The sequence below is a fragment of the Pedobacter alpinus genome (assembly GCF_042684645.1).
GTDB classification, from domain to species: domain Bacteria; phylum Bacteroidota; class Bacteroidia; order Sphingobacteriales; family Sphingobacteriaceae; genus Pseudopedobacter; species Pseudopedobacter alpinus.
Genome location: NZ_JBHULV010000049.1, coordinates 1 through 16,338, shown reverse-complemented (window position 1 = coordinate 16,338; position 16,338 = coordinate 1). Strand labels below are relative to the sequence as shown.

General features: G+C 32.9%; 16 protein-coding genes. 9 read left to right on the top strand and 7 right to left on the bottom strand.

Annotated features, from left to right (window positions below):
* Nucleotides 1-88 precede the first annotated feature (88 nt).
* The 7 genes from ACFSSE_RS14470 to ACFSSE_RS14440 form a co-directional block, all read right to left on the bottom strand.
* A complete protein-coding gene (locus tag ACFSSE_RS14470) occupies nucleotides 89-592 on the bottom strand; it encodes a hypothetical protein (RefSeq protein WP_379047325.1) in 504 nt (167 codons plus the stop codon).
* 119 nt (nucleotides 593-711) lie between these two features.
* Nucleotides 712-1,167, bottom strand: a complete 456-nt coding sequence (locus ACFSSE_RS14465; protein ID WP_379047327.1) for a DUF6691 family protein — start codon at nucleotides 1,165-1,167, stop codon at nucleotides 712-714.
* A 35-nt stretch (nucleotides 1,168-1,202) separates the two neighbouring features.
* The gene (locus ACFSSE_RS14460) at nucleotides 1,203-1,772 is read right to left on the bottom strand and encodes a YeeE/YedE family protein (protein WP_379047322.1); all 570 of its coding nucleotides are present in this window, start codon (nucleotides 1,770-1,772) and stop codon (nucleotides 1,203-1,205) included.
* A 48-nt stretch (nucleotides 1,773-1,820) separates the two neighbouring features.
* Nucleotides 1,821-3,236, bottom strand: a complete 1,416-nt coding sequence (locus ACFSSE_RS14455; RefSeq protein ID WP_379047319.1) for an MBL fold metallo-hydrolase — start codon at nucleotides 3,234-3,236, stop codon at nucleotides 1,821-1,823.
* A 108-nt stretch (nucleotides 3,237-3,344) separates the two neighbouring features.
* Nucleotides 3,345-3,935: an SAM-dependent methyltransferase gene (locus tag ACFSSE_RS14450; RefSeq protein WP_379047316.1), complete on the bottom strand. Its 591-nt coding sequence runs from the start codon at nucleotides 3,933-3,935 to the stop codon at nucleotides 3,345-3,347.
* The gene (locus tag ACFSSE_RS14445) at nucleotides 3,932-4,729 is read right to left on the bottom strand and encodes a sulfite exporter TauE/SafE family protein (RefSeq protein WP_379047313.1); all 798 of its coding nucleotides are present in this window, start codon (nucleotides 4,727-4,729) and stop codon (nucleotides 3,932-3,934) included. Before ACFSSE_RS14445 ends, ACFSSE_RS14450 begins: the two co-directional genes overlap by 4 nt.
* The gene (locus ACFSSE_RS14440) at nucleotides 4,729-5,040 is read right to left on the bottom strand and encodes an ArsR/SmtB family transcription factor (RefSeq protein WP_379047310.1); all 312 of its coding nucleotides are present in this window, start codon (nucleotides 5,038-5,040) and stop codon (nucleotides 4,729-4,731) included. Before ACFSSE_RS14440 ends, ACFSSE_RS14445 begins: the two co-directional genes overlap by 1 nt.
* 130 nt (nucleotides 5,041-5,170) lie before the next feature.
* Between ACFSSE_RS14440 and ACFSSE_RS14435 the strand changes: the two genes are divergently transcribed.
* The 9 genes from ACFSSE_RS14435 (at nucleotide 5,171) to ACFSSE_RS14395 (ending at nucleotide 16,266) form a co-directional block, all read left to right on the top strand.
* Entirely contained in the window at nucleotides 5,171-5,848 is a 678-nt protein-coding gene (locus tag ACFSSE_RS14435; protein WP_379047307.1) for a TIGR04282 family arsenosugar biosynthesis glycosyltransferase, read from the top strand.
* 75 nt (nucleotides 5,849-5,923) lie between these two features.
* Nucleotides 5,924-6,259 (top strand): arsenosugar biosynthesis-associated peroxidase-like protein, encoded by a 336-nt coding sequence (locus tag ACFSSE_RS14430; protein WP_379047304.1) that lies wholly within the window; start codon nucleotides 5,924-5,926, stop codon nucleotides 6,257-6,259.
* A gap of 2 nt (nucleotides 6,260-6,261) precedes the next feature.
* On the top strand, nucleotides 6,262-7,329 hold the full coding sequence (arsS, locus tag ACFSSE_RS14425; RefSeq protein WP_379047301.1) for an arsenosugar biosynthesis radical SAM (seleno)protein ArsS: 1,068 nt from the start codon (nucleotides 6,262-6,264) through the stop codon (nucleotides 7,327-7,329).
* A gap of 238 nt (nucleotides 7,330-7,567) precedes the next feature.
* Entirely contained in the window at nucleotides 7,568-8,629 is a 1,062-nt protein-coding gene (locus ACFSSE_RS14420) for a methyltransferase domain-containing protein (RefSeq protein ID WP_379047299.1), read from the top strand.
* A 77-nt stretch (nucleotides 8,630-8,706) separates the two neighbouring features.
* Nucleotides 8,707-9,387, top strand: coding sequence for a DUF2064 domain-containing protein (locus ACFSSE_RS14415; protein WP_379047296.1), 681 nt, complete (start codon nucleotides 8,707-8,709; stop codon nucleotides 9,385-9,387).
* 41 nt (nucleotides 9,388-9,428) lie between these two features.
* On the top strand, nucleotides 9,429-12,653 hold the full coding sequence (locus ACFSSE_RS14410) for a SusC/RagA family TonB-linked outer membrane protein (protein ID WP_379047293.1): 3,225 nt from the start codon (nucleotides 9,429-9,431) through the stop codon (nucleotides 12,651-12,653).
* Nucleotides 12,654-12,663: 10 nt separating this feature from the next.
* Entirely contained in the window at nucleotides 12,664-14,094 is a 1,431-nt protein-coding gene (locus tag ACFSSE_RS14405) for a SusD/RagB family nutrient-binding outer membrane lipoprotein (protein WP_379047290.1), read from the top strand.
* 1 nt (nucleotide 14,095) lies between these two features.
* Complete coding sequence (locus ACFSSE_RS14400; RefSeq protein ID WP_379047287.1) at nucleotides 14,096-15,457, top strand: hypothetical protein; 1,362 nt, start codon at nucleotides 14,096-14,098, stop codon at nucleotides 15,455-15,457.
* Complete coding sequence (locus ACFSSE_RS14395) at nucleotides 15,442-16,266, top strand: metallophosphoesterase family protein (protein ID WP_379047284.1); 825 nt, start codon at nucleotides 15,442-15,444, stop codon at nucleotides 16,264-16,266. Before ACFSSE_RS14400 ends, ACFSSE_RS14395 begins: the two co-directional genes overlap by 16 nt.
* Nucleotides 16,267-16,338 lie beyond the last annotated feature (72 nt).

The window sequence follows — 16,338 nt, the reverse complement described above, 5'->3', positions numbered from 1 at the left end:
GGTTTCGCAACTCAAAATTAGAATTATACAGGCCTTTTTTGTATATTATTTGTTCGGACAGTTATGGTTTATATTAAAGTATTTATGATTATTTAAATCTCGAAAATTTATAATTCATCACTATTACACCCAATTTACTTTGGTAACCCATAACTGGAGCTATAACTCTTGCAATAGAATCACTAGTAATTAATACTTGTGCAGTATCTAAAACTAAGTAGTTTCTGTAAATACCAGAAGCCATACTGCCTTCTAATTTTTTATTGGTCGAATTAATGATACGTCCATCCATATTAATTAAATTAACATCTTGAATGTTTTTTTGTTTAACTAAATCAGTAGTAATGATGTCAATTTCGTCTAAATTATTACGTAGCATTTCTCCTCTTATGGCCCAAACTAAAGGTTTAGCCATCAATTTCAAAGTTTTTATATTTTCGCTAACAATCATTTCATCCGCTTTTTGCACTAAACTTTGTTTAAAGCTTTTGAATTGATAATCCTTATAAAAATAAAATATAACTCCAACTAGCAGTAATATTCCAATTATTATAAGTCGGTAATCAATCTTTGTTTTTTTTGTGTTCTCCATCTTATTATTTAAGTATCACTATGCAAAAACTGAACCGAGAAGTTGTTAATTTTAAAGTATTTATCGGGATTAGACTTTGTATTGACATTGAAAAGTTATATTTTAAAAAAAATCAAATTCTAATGCGGCAATACATCCCTAAATTTACCATAAAGCCAAGTACCAGCAATTGCACTCAATAAAGTAACAATGATTGCTAAAAAACCACTTCCTATTTGTGCAAATAATGGGCCTGGGCAAGCGCCTGTTATGGCCCAACCCAAGCCAAAAATTAAGCCTCCTATAATTTGTCCTTTGTTAAATGTTTTAGGATGAAAAACAACTTTTTCTCCTTCTAATGTTTTAATATTAAATTTTTTTATGATCAACACTGAAATTAATCCTACAACAACCGCAGTACCAATTACACCGTACATGTGGAAAGATGATAACCTAAACATTTCTTGTATGCGGAACCATGAAATAATTTCGGCCTTTACAAATACGATTCCAAATAACACCCCTAATATTAAATACTTTAAGTTAGAAAATATGCTTTCTTTTTTTACTTGATCGTTAGGTGCTTCACACTCCATTGGGTGCTCAATCACAAATTCTTCTACCTGTTTCATTATGCAATTATTTTAAAAATGATAGGTAATAATACCCACGTTGAAATAAACCCACCCACCATAAAGCTGATTGTTGCAATAAGTGATGGTAATTGTAAATTTGACAAGCCCATTATGGCATGGCCTGATGTACAACCGCCTGCGTAACGAGTTCCAAAACCAACCATAAAACCACCAATAACCATAAAAAATAATCCTTTTAAAGTAAAAATTTGGTCGACTCCAAAAATATCTTTTGGCATTAAGCCATTAAAATTTTGAACCCCTAAAGCCATTAATTCCGATTTTGTACTCTCGGCAATTTGAATGTTATCTGGGTTTGATAGTAATTGAGCCCCAATAAAGCCTCCAATTAAAATGCCTCCAACAAAAAACAAATTCCAGATTTCTTTTTTCCAGTTATAACTGAAGAAAGGAATTTTTGCGGGTAAACAAGCTGCACAAATGTGGCGTAAACTTGATGACACTCCGAAAGATTTGTTACCTATTAATAATAATGCTGGCACTGTTAATCCTATTAATACACCGGCCACGTACCAAGGCCAAGGTTGTTTTATAATTTCTAACATATATTTTAATTCAAAATTTAAAAGTAAAAAAGCAAAGCATAATTAGCTCTATTTCATTTTTTTACTTTGACATACGAAATTTGAGGTAGCAAAACCAGCATTTTTTAAAGCATCAAAACCACCATTTACATTGATAATATCTTCATAACCTCTAGCTTTTAAAATAGAGGACGATATCATTGAACGGTAACCACCGGCACAATGTAAATAGTGAGGTTTATTTTTATCAAACTCATTTGTCCAATCGTTAATAAAATCTAAAGGGCGACTTAAGGTGAATTCTAAATGCTCTGCATCATATTCTCCTGGTTTACGTACATCTAAAACTTTTAGATTTTCTTCTTTTGCAGTTAAAACTTTTAGCTCATCTGCTGATACTGTTTTAACATCATCCAACTCTTTTCCGGCAGCTTTCCAAGCATCAATACCACCTTTTAAATAACCAATAGTATAATCGTAACCTACTCTGGCTAATCTTTTAACCGTTTCTTCTTCCCTTCCTTCATCTACAATTAACAAAATTGGCTGACTTAAATCTGTAATTAAAGCCCCAACCCAAGGTGCAAACTGACCATCTAAACCAATAAAAATAGAATTAGGAATAAAAGCTTCTGCAAATGCTTCTGGCGAACGTACATCTAATAACAAAGCACCAGTTTGGTTTGCAGCAATTTCGAAATCATTTGGAGCTAACGCATTTAAACCTCTTTCGTAAACATCGTCTATCGCTTCAATACCTTCTTTGTTCATTTTTGCATTTTTTGGAAAATATTGTGGCGGAGGTAAAATACCGGTTGTTAATTCTTTAATAAAATCTTCCTTAGAGATATTGCTTAATGCGTAATTAGTTTCTTTTTGATTGCCTAATGTATCAAAAGTTTCTTTGCTCATGTTTTTACCACAAGCAGAACCTGCACCGTGTGCTGGGTAAACAATTACATCATTTGGTAATGGCATAATTTTATTACGCAAAGAATCATACAGGTTGCCCGCCATTGCTTCTGGAGTAGTATCAGCATTTTTTTGAGCTAGATCTGGGCGACCTACATCACCAATAAAAAGCGTATCGCCAGTAAAAATGCAATATGGTTTATTGTCTTTATCTAGTAACAAATAAGTGGTAGATTCTGGCGTATGACCTGGTGTATGTAACGCTTTTATAGTTAATTCACCAATTTTAAACTCCTCATCATCTTTAGCAATGTATGCTTCAAAACCTGTTACAGCCGTTGGTCCGTAAATAATTTGAGCACCTGTTTTTTTGGCCAAGTCAACATGTCCGCTTACAAAATCGGCATGAAAATGCGTTTCAAAAACGTATTTAATTTTTACATTATTTTGCTTTGCCTTAGCAATATAAGGAGAGGTTTCTCTTAGTGGGTCGATAATTGCAGCTTCGCCAGCACTTTCAATATAATAAGTTGCTGTAGCTAAACAGCCGGTGTAAATTTGTTCTACTTTCATGTTATTTAAGATTTGTGCATGGAGATGTGATATATTAGACACCTTCAAACTTTTTATTATTAATTATAATTTATCAGTTTAGATACCTTGTTCTGTAGCTTAAACTTTTTACTTTTTCGTCATTACAAAAAACAACTCTGTACTTTTTCTTGCATCAATTGAATTGTATGCTTCTTCCATAATTTTAAAGTCGAAATTTTTAGAAAAAAGCTTGACGTATTCTTCTTTACTTCCTCCAAATGGAGGTCCTTCAGAAGCGAATTCTCTATTAAATAAAAGACCTGCAAGTTTTCCGTTTTTAGCTAAAATCTGATGAACATGCGCCGAATAATTTTCTCTTAATTTTGGATCAATAGCACAAAAAAATGTTTGTTCTAAAATCAAATCATAAGCTCCCATGTGTTCAAAAAAATCAGCCATTATTAATTGATAATGAGCTATGTTTATAGCTTTAAGCTTTAAATTTAAATTATCTAAAGCTTGTTGCGCAAAATCAACAACTGTTATGTTGGTAAATCCATTTTCTAATAAATAAATTGCTTCATAAGCATTACCAGCTCCAGGAATCAAAATTTTCAAATTCTTGTTTTCAAGCTGATCAATGTAATTTTTTATTGGGGGAGAAACTTCTCCTAAATCCCAGCCAGTTTGTTGGTTTAAATACCTGCTATTCCAATAATTTGCATCTAAATTTTTCATAAAAAAAGCTCCTCAATTATAATTACCAAAGCCATTATAAAAACAAAATATCCGAATATCTTTTTAAGCTTTTCACTATTTATATATTGATTTAAGTAAACACCAAAAAACAAACCCAAAGATGCTATTGCTGAAAAAATCAATAAAAAACTCCAATCTATATTTGGTAAATTCAAAACATCGCCAGTGAAACCAATTAAAGAGTTAATGGCAATAATTAGTAAAGATGTGCCAACCGCTTTGTGCATTGGCAAACTCATAAAGAAAACTAAAGCTGGTACAATTAAAAAACCTCCGCCAGCACCAACCAAACCAGATAAAACACCAACAACAATTCCGTTAAGTAATACTAAACCATATTTTACTTTTTGAGCTTCTTTAACTTCTTTCTTTTCCCCACAAATCATTTTACAACCAGATATCAACATAATTAATGCGAAAAAAAGCATTAAAAACAAATCTTTGGTGAGTGTAAAATTCCCTATTTGTGTTATGGTATCCGGAATGGCGTGAATTACAAACTTGCGCATTAACCATACTGTGATAAAAGCTGGTAGCGCAAAAATTACGGCCATGCGTATATCAACCAATTTCTTTTTGTAATAATTTGCAGCACCACTTAAAGAAGTTAAACCAACTATAAATAAAGAATACGCAGTAGCTATTACAGGCTCAATTTTAGCAGCATATACCAAAACTGGTACTGTCAAAATTGATCCTCCTCCCCCAGTTAAACCTAAGGAAATGCCAATAAATAAGGCTAAAAAATAAGTTAGGTAGGTATGAAATTCCATTACATATTGCAATTACAGTTTTCCATACAATCTAAAAGCTTTACCAAATCTTTCTCTTTTAAAGAATAAAAAACCTGCACACCTTGCTTATCTGCTTTAAGCAAACCTTTAATTTTCATATTTGTTAAATGGTGTGATATTAATGATTGCTCACACGCTAAAGCCTCGCAAATTTGATTCACACTCATTTGTTGGTTAATATCTAATAAGTTAATTACCGCCAACCTTACCGGGTGAGCTACCGTTTTTAAAATAAAAGCAGCTTTTTCTAATTTATCAGGACTTAAGTTTCTTTCTTTTGTTTCTATCATAACGATACAAATATATGAACATATTATCATATTAAAATATAAACATTAAATAAATTTGTCAAAGAAATGTTTTAATTATTTTTAAGTTTATAAAACCATTTGTAATTTATATCCGTTATTTGTTATATAAATGAAAAAAACTGCTATCATACTTTTTGCCGATTTGCCTGGTTTTGAGGCCAAAAAGAAAAGTTTAAGTAATTTTTCATCTCAAAAAGCAACAGAAAAGCTCTCTCAAACATTAACCCAACACTTTTATAATTTAGCTAAACAAAGTGCTGCGGAAACCTTTTTGATTGACACTTACCATCAAAAAGGAAAAAGTTTTGGAGAAAGAATTACTAATGCTTTCATTGATGTTTATGCCAAAGGTTATGAAAACGTAATTTGTATTGGTAATGATTGTCTAGATTTAAGTTTAGAATTATTACAAAAATCTATTGTGCAAGTTGAAAATAACAACGTTGTATTAGGCCCAACATTTGATGGCGGCGCTTACCTTATTGGTATCCCAATAGCAAATTTCGACCTAATTAAGTTCCAAAATATAAATTGGCAAAACACCACTACTTTTAAAAATTTACAAGATTTATTTTACCCAGATTATGTAAAACTTGAAGTTTTAGTAGATGTGGATTATCAACACGATTTTTCTTTTACAAAAAAAGATAATCCGTTATTAAAAGTACTGTTAACTGTTATTAAAAGCTTTATCAATAGTTCTAATTTTTCAAGAAAACCTTTAAAAGCTGCGTTTTTTCATATAGACAGTGCGTTTTTAAAAGGTCCTCCCCTATTCTCTATTTAAACCTTCACTTGGTTTAACCTTCAAATTATTTTCTTATCAATTAATAACGCCCTATTGCGGCTAATAAAATATTTTATGTCTAAAAATTACTTTAATCCCGAAGATTTAAAAAAATTCGGAAACATTACTGAGTTTCAAAAACCAATGGGCGATAAATTCTTTGAATATTATGGCGAAGTTTTTAAAGAAGGTGCTTTAACAGTTAGAGAGAAATCTTTAATTGCTTTGGCGGTTGCACATGCAGTGCAGTGCCCATATTGCATTGATGCTTACTCCTCAGACTGTTTACAGAAAGGCGCTGATGAAGAGCAAATGATGGAAGCCGTACATGTTGCAGCTGCAATTAAAAGTGGGGCAACCTTGGTTTACGGTGTACAAATGATGAACCATGTTAAAGATAAAACAATGTAATTATGGGTGTTAAACAAGTAACAAAATCTTTAAAAGCTTCTGGTAATGCCTTAGACAGTACTTTTTATCAACTAAAAGTATTATCGCAGAAAGATGTACACGATGAGCTTTACCCAAGCTTTAATAAAAAAATAAAGTCTTCAGGTGTAGATTTTATAAAGGTTTCTGCTTTGGAGATTTTTCAAATTAACATTGGTAAACTCTGCAACCAAACTTGTTCTCATTGCCATGTTGATGCAGGGCCTGATAGGAAAGAAGAAAATATGTCTTTTGAGACTTTGGAACGTTGCCTTTACTTAATTAAAACTTACAATTTCAAAAAAGTTGACATCACAGGTGGTGCGCCTGAAATGAATGCTCATTTTAAATGGTTTGTAGAAGAATGTACCCAATTTGGTGCTGAAGTAATGGTGAGGTGTAACCTTACAATTATTATGGCCAACAAAAAATACCATGATTTGCCAGAGTTTTTTAGAGCAAATAACGTTCATGTAATTTCTTCTTTACCTTCTTTTTCTGCAATGAGAACTGATGCGCAACGTGGTGATGGTGTTTTTGAAGATTCTATTGCAGCATTACAAAAGTTAAATGCTGTGGGTTATGGTGTAGAAGGTAGTGGGCTTATAATTGATTTAGTTTATAATCCTTCTGGCGCTTATTTACCCGGCGATCAAAAATCTATGGAAGCAGAATTTAAAAGACAGTTGAAACGCAAGTTTGATATTGTTTTTAACAGCCTTTTTGCTATTACAAATTTACCTGTGAGTAGGTTTTTAGATTATTTGCTAGAAAGCAACAAATACCTGGATTATATGCATGAGCTTGTAAATGCCTTTAACCCTTCAACTTTAGATGGTTTAATGTGTAAAAACACCATTAGCGTTAGTTGGGAAGGTTTTATGTACGATTGTGATTTTAACCAACAATTAGATTTAAAGTTTATTGGCAAAGCCAAACACATCAATGATTTTGATTTTGAGGAATTATTGAATCGTAAAATCATTATCAATAACCATTGTTACGGTTGCACTGCTGGTGCAGGAAGTAGCTGCGGTGGGGAGATTGCTTAATTTGATTTGAAGATTTGAAGATGTGTTGATTTGAAGATGGCTTATTTTGTGGATTTTCAATTTGGAGATTTTCAATTTGAAGATTTGAAGATGTGTTGATTTGAAGATGGCTTTTCAATGTGAAGATTCTCGATTTGAAGATGGCTCGTATGGTGGCTTTTAATTTAGAATTACCCTTTTAAGGGATTTCAAGTTGAGAATTAGTTATAAAATGATAGTTATAATATTAAAATAATAAATGATGTCTAATAATATTCACGAAGAAGTACAGAATTATTATGGTAAAGAACTGCAACAAAGTTCTGATTTAAAAACAACTGCTTGTTGTACTTTAACAGCACCACCAAAACACATTTTGGAAGCTTTAAGAAATGTACATGATGAAGTTTTAGATAAATATTACGGTTGTGGATTAACTATTCCTGATCAACTACAAGGATTAAGAATTTTAGATTTAGGATCTGGAAGTGGTAGAGACTGTTATATAGCTGCACAATTAGTTGGTGAAAAAGGTTTTGTTGTTGGTGTAGATATGACTGATGAGCAATTAGCTGTTGCCAATAGACATTTAGAATACCACAGAGAGAAATTTGGTTATTTAAAGTCTAATGTATCTTTTGTAAAAGGAAATATTGAAAATTTGGATGAATTAGGTTTTGAACCTGAAAGCTTTGATTTAATAATTTCTAATTGTGTTTTAAACTTAGTTGTTGATAAGCAGAAGGTATTAAATGATGCCTATAAACTTTTGAAAAAAGGTGGCGAAATGTATTTTTCTGATGTTTACGCCGACAGACGCTTTCCTAAAAACTTACAAAATAATCAGGTTTTATGGGGCGAATGTATTAGTGGTGCTTTGTATTGGAACGACTTTTTAAATTATGCTAAAAATGCGGGTTTTACCGACCCTAGAGTTGTAGAAGATAAACCAATTGGTATAGAAAACAAAGAAATTGAAGCTTTAATGGGCGATATTAAGGTTTACTCTGTAACCTACCGTTTATTTAAAATTGATGGTTTAGAAAATGATTGTGAAGATTACGGGCAAGCAGTAGTTTACAAAGGCAGTATAGATAACGCAGCACACTCTTTCAATTTAGATCATCATCATCATTTCCCAAAAGGTAAAATGATGACCGTTTGCGGAAACACTTACAAAATGCTATTTAATACCCGTTATCGCGAAGCTTTTGAATTTTACGGAACATGGGATACACATTATGGCATTTATGAAGGTTGTGGAGGTAAAATGCCATTTACTATAAATGCGGAAGGCACAACGGCAGCTGCTTGTTGCTAATTTGATTTTTAAACCTTGAAATTAAAAATAACTAACCCTTTATTTAAAATAAAATGCTGAAGGAATTTCACAAATAAATGAATAATTTAAATAATACTTGCGTTTTATATTTCACTACTAGGTTAGAAAGTGAGAAGTTTTTTTCTAAAAACAGGAAGAAGCAAAACGCTGTACAGAAATTTTTATTTGAAAAAACTTTAAAAGAAATTCAGCAATCTGGTTTAGCCTACGTAATTAGCGATGGTAAAACTTATGGAGAAACTTTTGGAAATAGGATAAATGGTGCGGTTACCACTATTTATCAATTAGGTTATCAAAACGTAATTATTATTGGTGATGATACACCAAATCTTTCTGCCGTAAACTTATTGGCATCAAAAAATAATTTCGAAAATAATATTTTAACAATTGGACCTTCTGCTGATGGAGGTTCTTATTTGATAAGTTTAGATAAGGAAAGTTATCAAAACGGAGCTTTAGAAAATCTTGATTGGCAAAGCAATGTCTTTAATAATCAATTAATAGAAAACCTTCAAAAGCTTAATAAAACCTATCAATTACTTCCGAAATTTGTTGATTTAAATAGCCAAATTTCTATAAATAATTTCTTAGCGCAAACTTCTAATTCATCTTTCTATAAAATATTAGCAAGCATTTTTTCTGAAATAGAAAGCTGTATTACAGAAGAATTAATCTCAGAAGAACACCCCATTCTTAATTCTGCTGATAGAGGACCTCCTCAATTTGTTATTTCTTAAAAAAACAAATTAATCAGATTCTAATTTATTTATTTAACAAAATGAAATCAATCTTTACGATTGCAATTTCCTTTTTCCTATTAAATTTTGCGTACGCTCAAAATATTAAGGTAACAGGAAATGTTATAGACCAAGTTACTGGCGAAAAAATTATCGGCGTTAGCATAAAAGAAAAAAACACCGCAAATAATGGAACAACCACCAATATTGATGGTGATTTTAGTTTAACATTATCATCAGCGAAAGCGATATTAATCATAAGTTATATTGGTTACAATACCCAAGAAGTAGCTTTAACCGGTAAAACTGAGTTAACAATAAGCTTAAAACCAGGCTTGTTATTAAACGAAACAGTTGTAACCGCTTTAGGCGTAGAAAGAGAATCAAAATCTTTAGGCTACAATGTACAACAGATACAAGCCCTTGAAATTAATGAAGTAAAATCTGTAAATTTTTTAGATAATTTAACTGCAAAAGTGGCTGGTGTTACCATTACACAGGGTGCAAGTGGCGTAGGTTCTACCTCTAAAATTGTAATTAGAGGCGAAAATTCTTTCGTAAACAACAACCCACTTTTTGTTGTAGATGGTATTCCGATAAATAACAGTTCTATAATTCCAAGAACAGTTGAAGCACCTTCAAGTTTTCAGGCTATTGATTTTGGAAACGGAGCTATGGATATTAATCCTGATGATATTGCTTCAGTTTCTATTTTAAAAGGTGCTGCAGCAGCTGCCCTTTACGGAAATAGAGCTGCAAACGGAGTGATTTTAATTAATACAAAAGATGGTAGTGATGCCAAGGGCTTTGGGGTTAGCTTTAACTCTACCACTTCAATTGAAAGTCCGTTTAAATTACCAGAATTTCAGAACAGTTTTGGACAAGGTAATAATGGTGTTTTTGCTTTTAAAGACGGTTTAGGTGGCGGAACAAATGATTTATTAACATATTCTTGGGGACCAAGATTAGACCAAGGAACTAAAATAGCGCAATACGATAGTCCGGTGATGTTACCTGACGGCAGAGTTTTAAGAGGTGGAGATATTGGGGCATATTCTGGGAATACTATTACGCCAACAGATTTTATTTCGCATCCAGATAACCTTAAAAACTTTTTTGAAACAGGCACAACTTTCATTAATAATTTGGCATTTAGTGGTAAATACGACAAAGGGAATTATCGTTTATCTTATACCGATTTAAATAGCCAATCTTTTATCCCAGGTGTTGATTTTTTAAGAAAAAATGTATCGGCAAATCTAAATTTTCAACCTTCAAAAAAAATAAATTTTAAATCGACCATTATTTACCAAAATGCAAAAAGTAATAATCGCCCCTCAAGCGGATACGGATCAGAAAACTTGCAATACGGTTTATTAGCATGGCTGCCAAGGTCTTTAGATATTGAGCCTTTAAAAAACTATTGGCAAACAGGTTTAGAAGGATTAAGAAATTACTCTTACAACTATGCTTATTTTGACAACCCTTATTTCATTTTAAAAGAAAACAGAAACGAGCTAAATAAGGATAGAATTTTTGGAAACATTGCCTTAAAATATGATGTGCTACCTAATTTGTTTGTACAACTTAGAAGCGGAATGGATTACAGTAATGATGGAAGAAGATTGTTGCGAAATTACAGTACCAACCGTTTCAAAAACGGTGCTTATGCAGAACATGATATATTTTTTAGAGAAATAAACACCGATATTTTAGTTAATTACAACAAAAAAATAAATGATTTTGGCTTTGAAGTTTCATTAGGCGGAAACCAAATGAACCAGCAATTTAAAAGTAACCAAACACAAACATCAGCTTTAGCGCAACCCCAATTATTTACATTAGCAAATGCGGCAACACCTTTAGAAATTTTTACTTTTGCAAGTAAAAAACGAATAAACAGCGTTTACGGTAACGCTAAATTTAGCTTTAAAAACTATTTATTTGTTGATGTTACAGGTAGAAACGATTGGTCGAGCGCATTGGCAACGCCTTTAAGTACCAAAAACACTTCTTTCTTTTACCCATCTGTTTCTTCAAGTTTTGTGGTTTCAGAAATTGTTAAATTACCTAAACAAGTATCTTTTTTTAAATTAAGAGCAAGTTATGCTCAAATAGGAAACGATACAGAGCCTTACCAAACAGCAGGTGCATTTGTGCCAGCAACGCCTTATAACAGCAGCCCTACACTATCCGACCAAAACATTATTGCAAACCCTAATTTACAACCAGAAGAAACAAAAGCATCTGAGTTTGGTGCTGATATTCGCTTTTTTGGCGACCGTTTAGGTATTGATGCCACTTACTACAACTCGTTTACAGAAAATCAAATTCTTTCATTGCCAGTTTCGCAATCAACAGGTTATTCCCAAAGAGTAACCAATGGTGGTGCTGTAAGATCAACTGGTGTAGAGTTAATTTTAACAGGAACACACGTATTTAAAAAGAATTTCAGATGGAATACTTCTGTAAATTTCAGCACAAATGTGGCAAGAATAGAATCTTTACCAGACGGCGCAAAGCAACTCACTTTAGCTATTGCCCGGGTTTATGATAGCCCAAACCAAACCGTTTATTACATTGCTACAGAAGGTGGCCGTATTGGCGATTTATGGGGAACTGGTTACCAAAAAAACAGCGATGGCAAATTTATTGTTGATGCAAACGGCAATTTAATTGCAGATAATAACTTAAAAAAATTAGGTAATTATAATCCCGATTTTATGTTGGGCTTTAGCAACTCTTTCCGTTATAAACAATTTGATTTTGGGTTTTTATTTGATTGGCGACAAGGTGGAATTTTAGTTTCTAGAACATTGGCTTTAGCCGGAGTTGCTGGGCAATTGAAAGAAACCGAAAACCGCCCAGCAGCAGGTTTAGCTTTTGATGCGGTTGTAAATACTGGCACAGCAGCAAACCCGGTTTTTGTACAAAACACCAAATTAATCACTGCAGAGAGCTATTACCGTCAGTTTTATGACCGTAACCACGAAGAAAACAACACATATAACAATTCATATCTAAAGCTTCGTCAGTTTAATTTAGGATACACTTTTGATAAAGCAAGACTTGCAAAAACTTTCTTAAAAGATGTGCAAAGTATCAAGCTATCTTTTGTAGGCAGAAATGTGTTTGCACTATCAGAAATTCCACATTTTGATCCCGAACAATTAGCGCTGCAAGGCAATAAATTTTTAAACGGAACAGAAGACATGAGTTACCCAAGTGCCAAAAGTTTTGGTTTTAGTTTAGGTGTTAATTTTTAAGAGACAAAAGATGAAACGATATATAATTATACTACTTGCCACATTAGGGATGGCATCTTGTACTAAAGATTTAAGTGAGATAAATACCAATCCAAACTCTCCAATTGATGCCCAACCATCGCTTTTATTCAGAAAAGTTTTGTTTGATTACGGAGAGCAAATGTCTTTTGAAAGTTTTGATGCTGGTAATTTATTAGGCCAATATTTTACAATGATTGACTTTAATAATTTTGACAGGCATGCTTTGGCAGAACCATTATATGCTGGTAACCCTTGGCCATTTATTTATAAAAACCTTAGAGACAACGAAATCATTTTGCAAAAGGCTAATGCAAATCCAACTTTTGCGGTTTATAAGGGGCCAGCTTTGGTAATGAAAGCTTACATGACGGCAGCTTTAACAGATTTGTACGGAGATGTCCCTTATAGCGAAGCTTTACAAGGCAAATCAGAATTATTTACGCCTAAATATGATAAACAAGAAGATATTTATCAAGGCGAAAATGGTATCCTAAAAAATTTAGAAAATGCGGTTGTAACCATGACAGCTTACAGCGGAACTACCGTTTTAGAGGGGGATATTGTTTACAATGGAAATTTACAAAACTGGATTAGGTTTGCTAATTCTTTGCGCATTAAATACCTAATGCGAATTTCCGGAAAAGTAAATGTGGCTGCTCAGTTACAAGCTATTTATGCCGCTGGCAACTATATTGGTGCAAATGCTAATAATGCTGTTTTTCAATTCTCGGCAACAGCCCCAAACAATTTCAGAATTACAACTGCCCGTATTGGCGATTTTAGTTTGTACATTTTATCTAAAACGGCCGAAGAAATTTTAAAAAACAATAACGACCCTCGATTAAATCTTTTTTACCGTCCAACGGCTTCAAATGCAGCAAATTATACTGGTTTAGTTAATGGCCCTGGTACTGCTGTTGATGTTAAAAATTTCAGTTTAACAGGAATAATTTTCAGGGAAAACGGTGCAAACTTAAAATTCAATTACATGACGGCTTGGGAAACCAATTTCTTTTTAGCCGAAGCTGCCCAAAAAGGTTTAGTATCGGCAACAGCTAAAACACTTTACGATTTAGCCGTAACACAAGGTTTTGAATATTGGAATACAACCATGCCAGCAACTTATTTAACCGTTGGCAGCCCTGCATTTTTTAATCCTTTGTCACCAGATGCTTTAAAGCAAATCATTACCCAAAAATGGATTCCAAATAATTTAAATGGTTACGAAGCTTGGATAGAGTTTAGAAGAACTGGTTTCCCTATTTTAAAACAAGTGCAAGCCAGCAGAAATAATGGTTTATACCCAGTAAGGATGCCTTACCCGCAAGAAGAAGCAACTTTAAACGCTACAAATTACAGCACAGCTGCAATTGCAACAAACAATAACAGCATCAATACCAAAGTTTGGTGGAATAATTAAAATGGATAATAACACAGTCGCACTTTTACAATGGGGTTTTATTTTGCTCTCGAGCATACTAATTTTTACATTAGCACCAATTGCTAAAACCACGCATGATTTTTTTTACGGCAGTAAAGATAATAAACAACCTAACGCTATTTTATTAACCAGTAGTTTGGTGATAAGTTGGATTTTCGCAAAATCTATTACCAACGTAGCAAATTTGGGTTTAAGCTTTGGCTTTGTAGGTGTGGTTTCTTATGCTGTTTATTATCTGTCTTTTTTGGTGGCAGGTTTAGTAATTTATAAAATGAGGTTAAATGGTGGATTTAAAAGTATCCACCATTTTATTGGTTCTAAATATGGAAAAGGTGCGCTGTATATTTTTTCTATACTCATTGCTTTTAGGCTTTTTAATGAAGTATGGTCAAACACTATGGTTATTGGGTCTTACTTTGGCGATGCTGGCTCTACACCATATTTTGCATCCATTATTGTATTTACTTTGCTCACTTTAGCTTATGCTTTAAAAGGCGGCATGAGCACTTCTATATTAACAGATGTAATACAAATGGTGCTATTTGGCGTTTTGCTAACTGCAATTTTAGCTTATATTTTACCTGAAATGAAAGGCAATTACAAACCCATTTACCTATCCGGTGAGTGGAGTATGGCAACTGGAGGTAATTTAATTTTAGTGGCGCTTTTGCAATGTTTTAGTTATCCTTTTCACGACCCTGTTTTAACTGATAGAGGTTTTATTACCTCGCCAAAAACAACGCTCAAATCTTTTATTTGGGCAAGTGTAATTGGTGTAATGTGTATTGGTTTATTTGGGATAGTTGGTATTTTTGCTCAAACAAAAGGGATGACAGGCCAAGCAACTGTAGAAGTTGCTAAATTTTTTGGACCAGTAATGTTATTAATCATGAACTTTATTATGGTTACATCAGCCGCTTCTACTTTAGATTCTGCTTTTTCTTCTTTCTCTAAACTGTATAACATAGATATTTTCCCTAATAAAGAATTAAAAATTAGCAAAGGCAGAATGGCAATGGTAGTGTTAACCATTTTAGGAACCATTCCTATCTTCTTTAAACCCGAAATTTTATCTGCAACTACCATTAGCGGAACAATGGTAATTGGTTTAGCTCCTGTTTTCTTGTTTTGGAACAAATCAATGCCAAAATTTTCTTTTTACGCACCTGTTTTATTTGGATTGCTAATGGGTATAGTACTGGTTTTTGAGTTAGTGCCTAATTTTTGGATATTTACAGATGGAAAATACAATGATTTATTAGGTATAAATTTATGGGGAAGTTTGGTGTGTTTTGCATTATTCTTTATCCCTTTGTTAAATAAACGATGGAGAAAAGCATAAAAAACATAGGTCTTTTAAAAGGTAAAGTTTTAGTTTTTGGAGGTGTATATTCTAACCTGCAAGCGTTAGAAGCAATAAAAAATTTAGCTTTCGCCGATGGGATTTTTCCGGAAAACATCATTTGCACTGGCGATATTGTAGCCTATTGTGCTCAACCTAAAGAATGTATAGAACTGATTAAAAATTGGGGAATACATTGTATTGCAGGCAATGTAGAACTAAATTTAGTAAACGATATTGACGATTGTGGTTGCAATTTTGAAGACGGTAGTAGGTGCGATATTTTCTCACGTCAATGGTATCCTTATTTAAAAAGTCAAGTTAGTGATGATGACGTAAATTGGTTATCAACCATTCCAGAATTTATTTCTTTTACTTATGCCGATAAAAATGTCGCTGTAATTCACGGTTCTTATTTTAACACTTCCGAGTTTATTTTTAAATCAACAGATTGGGAAACTAAAGAACAAAATTTTAAAGCATTAAATGCTGATGTGATTTTGGCTGGACATTGTGGTTTACCGTTCGCTGATAGTTTGAAAGACAAAGTTTGGCTAAACCCAGGAGTAATTGGAATGCCTGCAAATGATGGAACTCCAAGAGTTTGGTATGCTATTTTAGACGATTCCGATGGTTTCAATTTTGAAATTTGTGCGCTGGATTATGATTATAAAACAACTGCCAATCTGATGGTGGGCAAAACCCTTCCTCAAACTTACAAAGAGACTTTAGAAACTGGTATTTGGGATAATTGGGAGATTTTGCCGGAACAAGAAAAAGGATTGCAAGGGAAATCGATTAAAGTTTAGAAATGGTCATATCTGTCCGAACAATTTCCGATTTCGTAAAACGGAATTATTAACTAATTGATTTACAGTTAT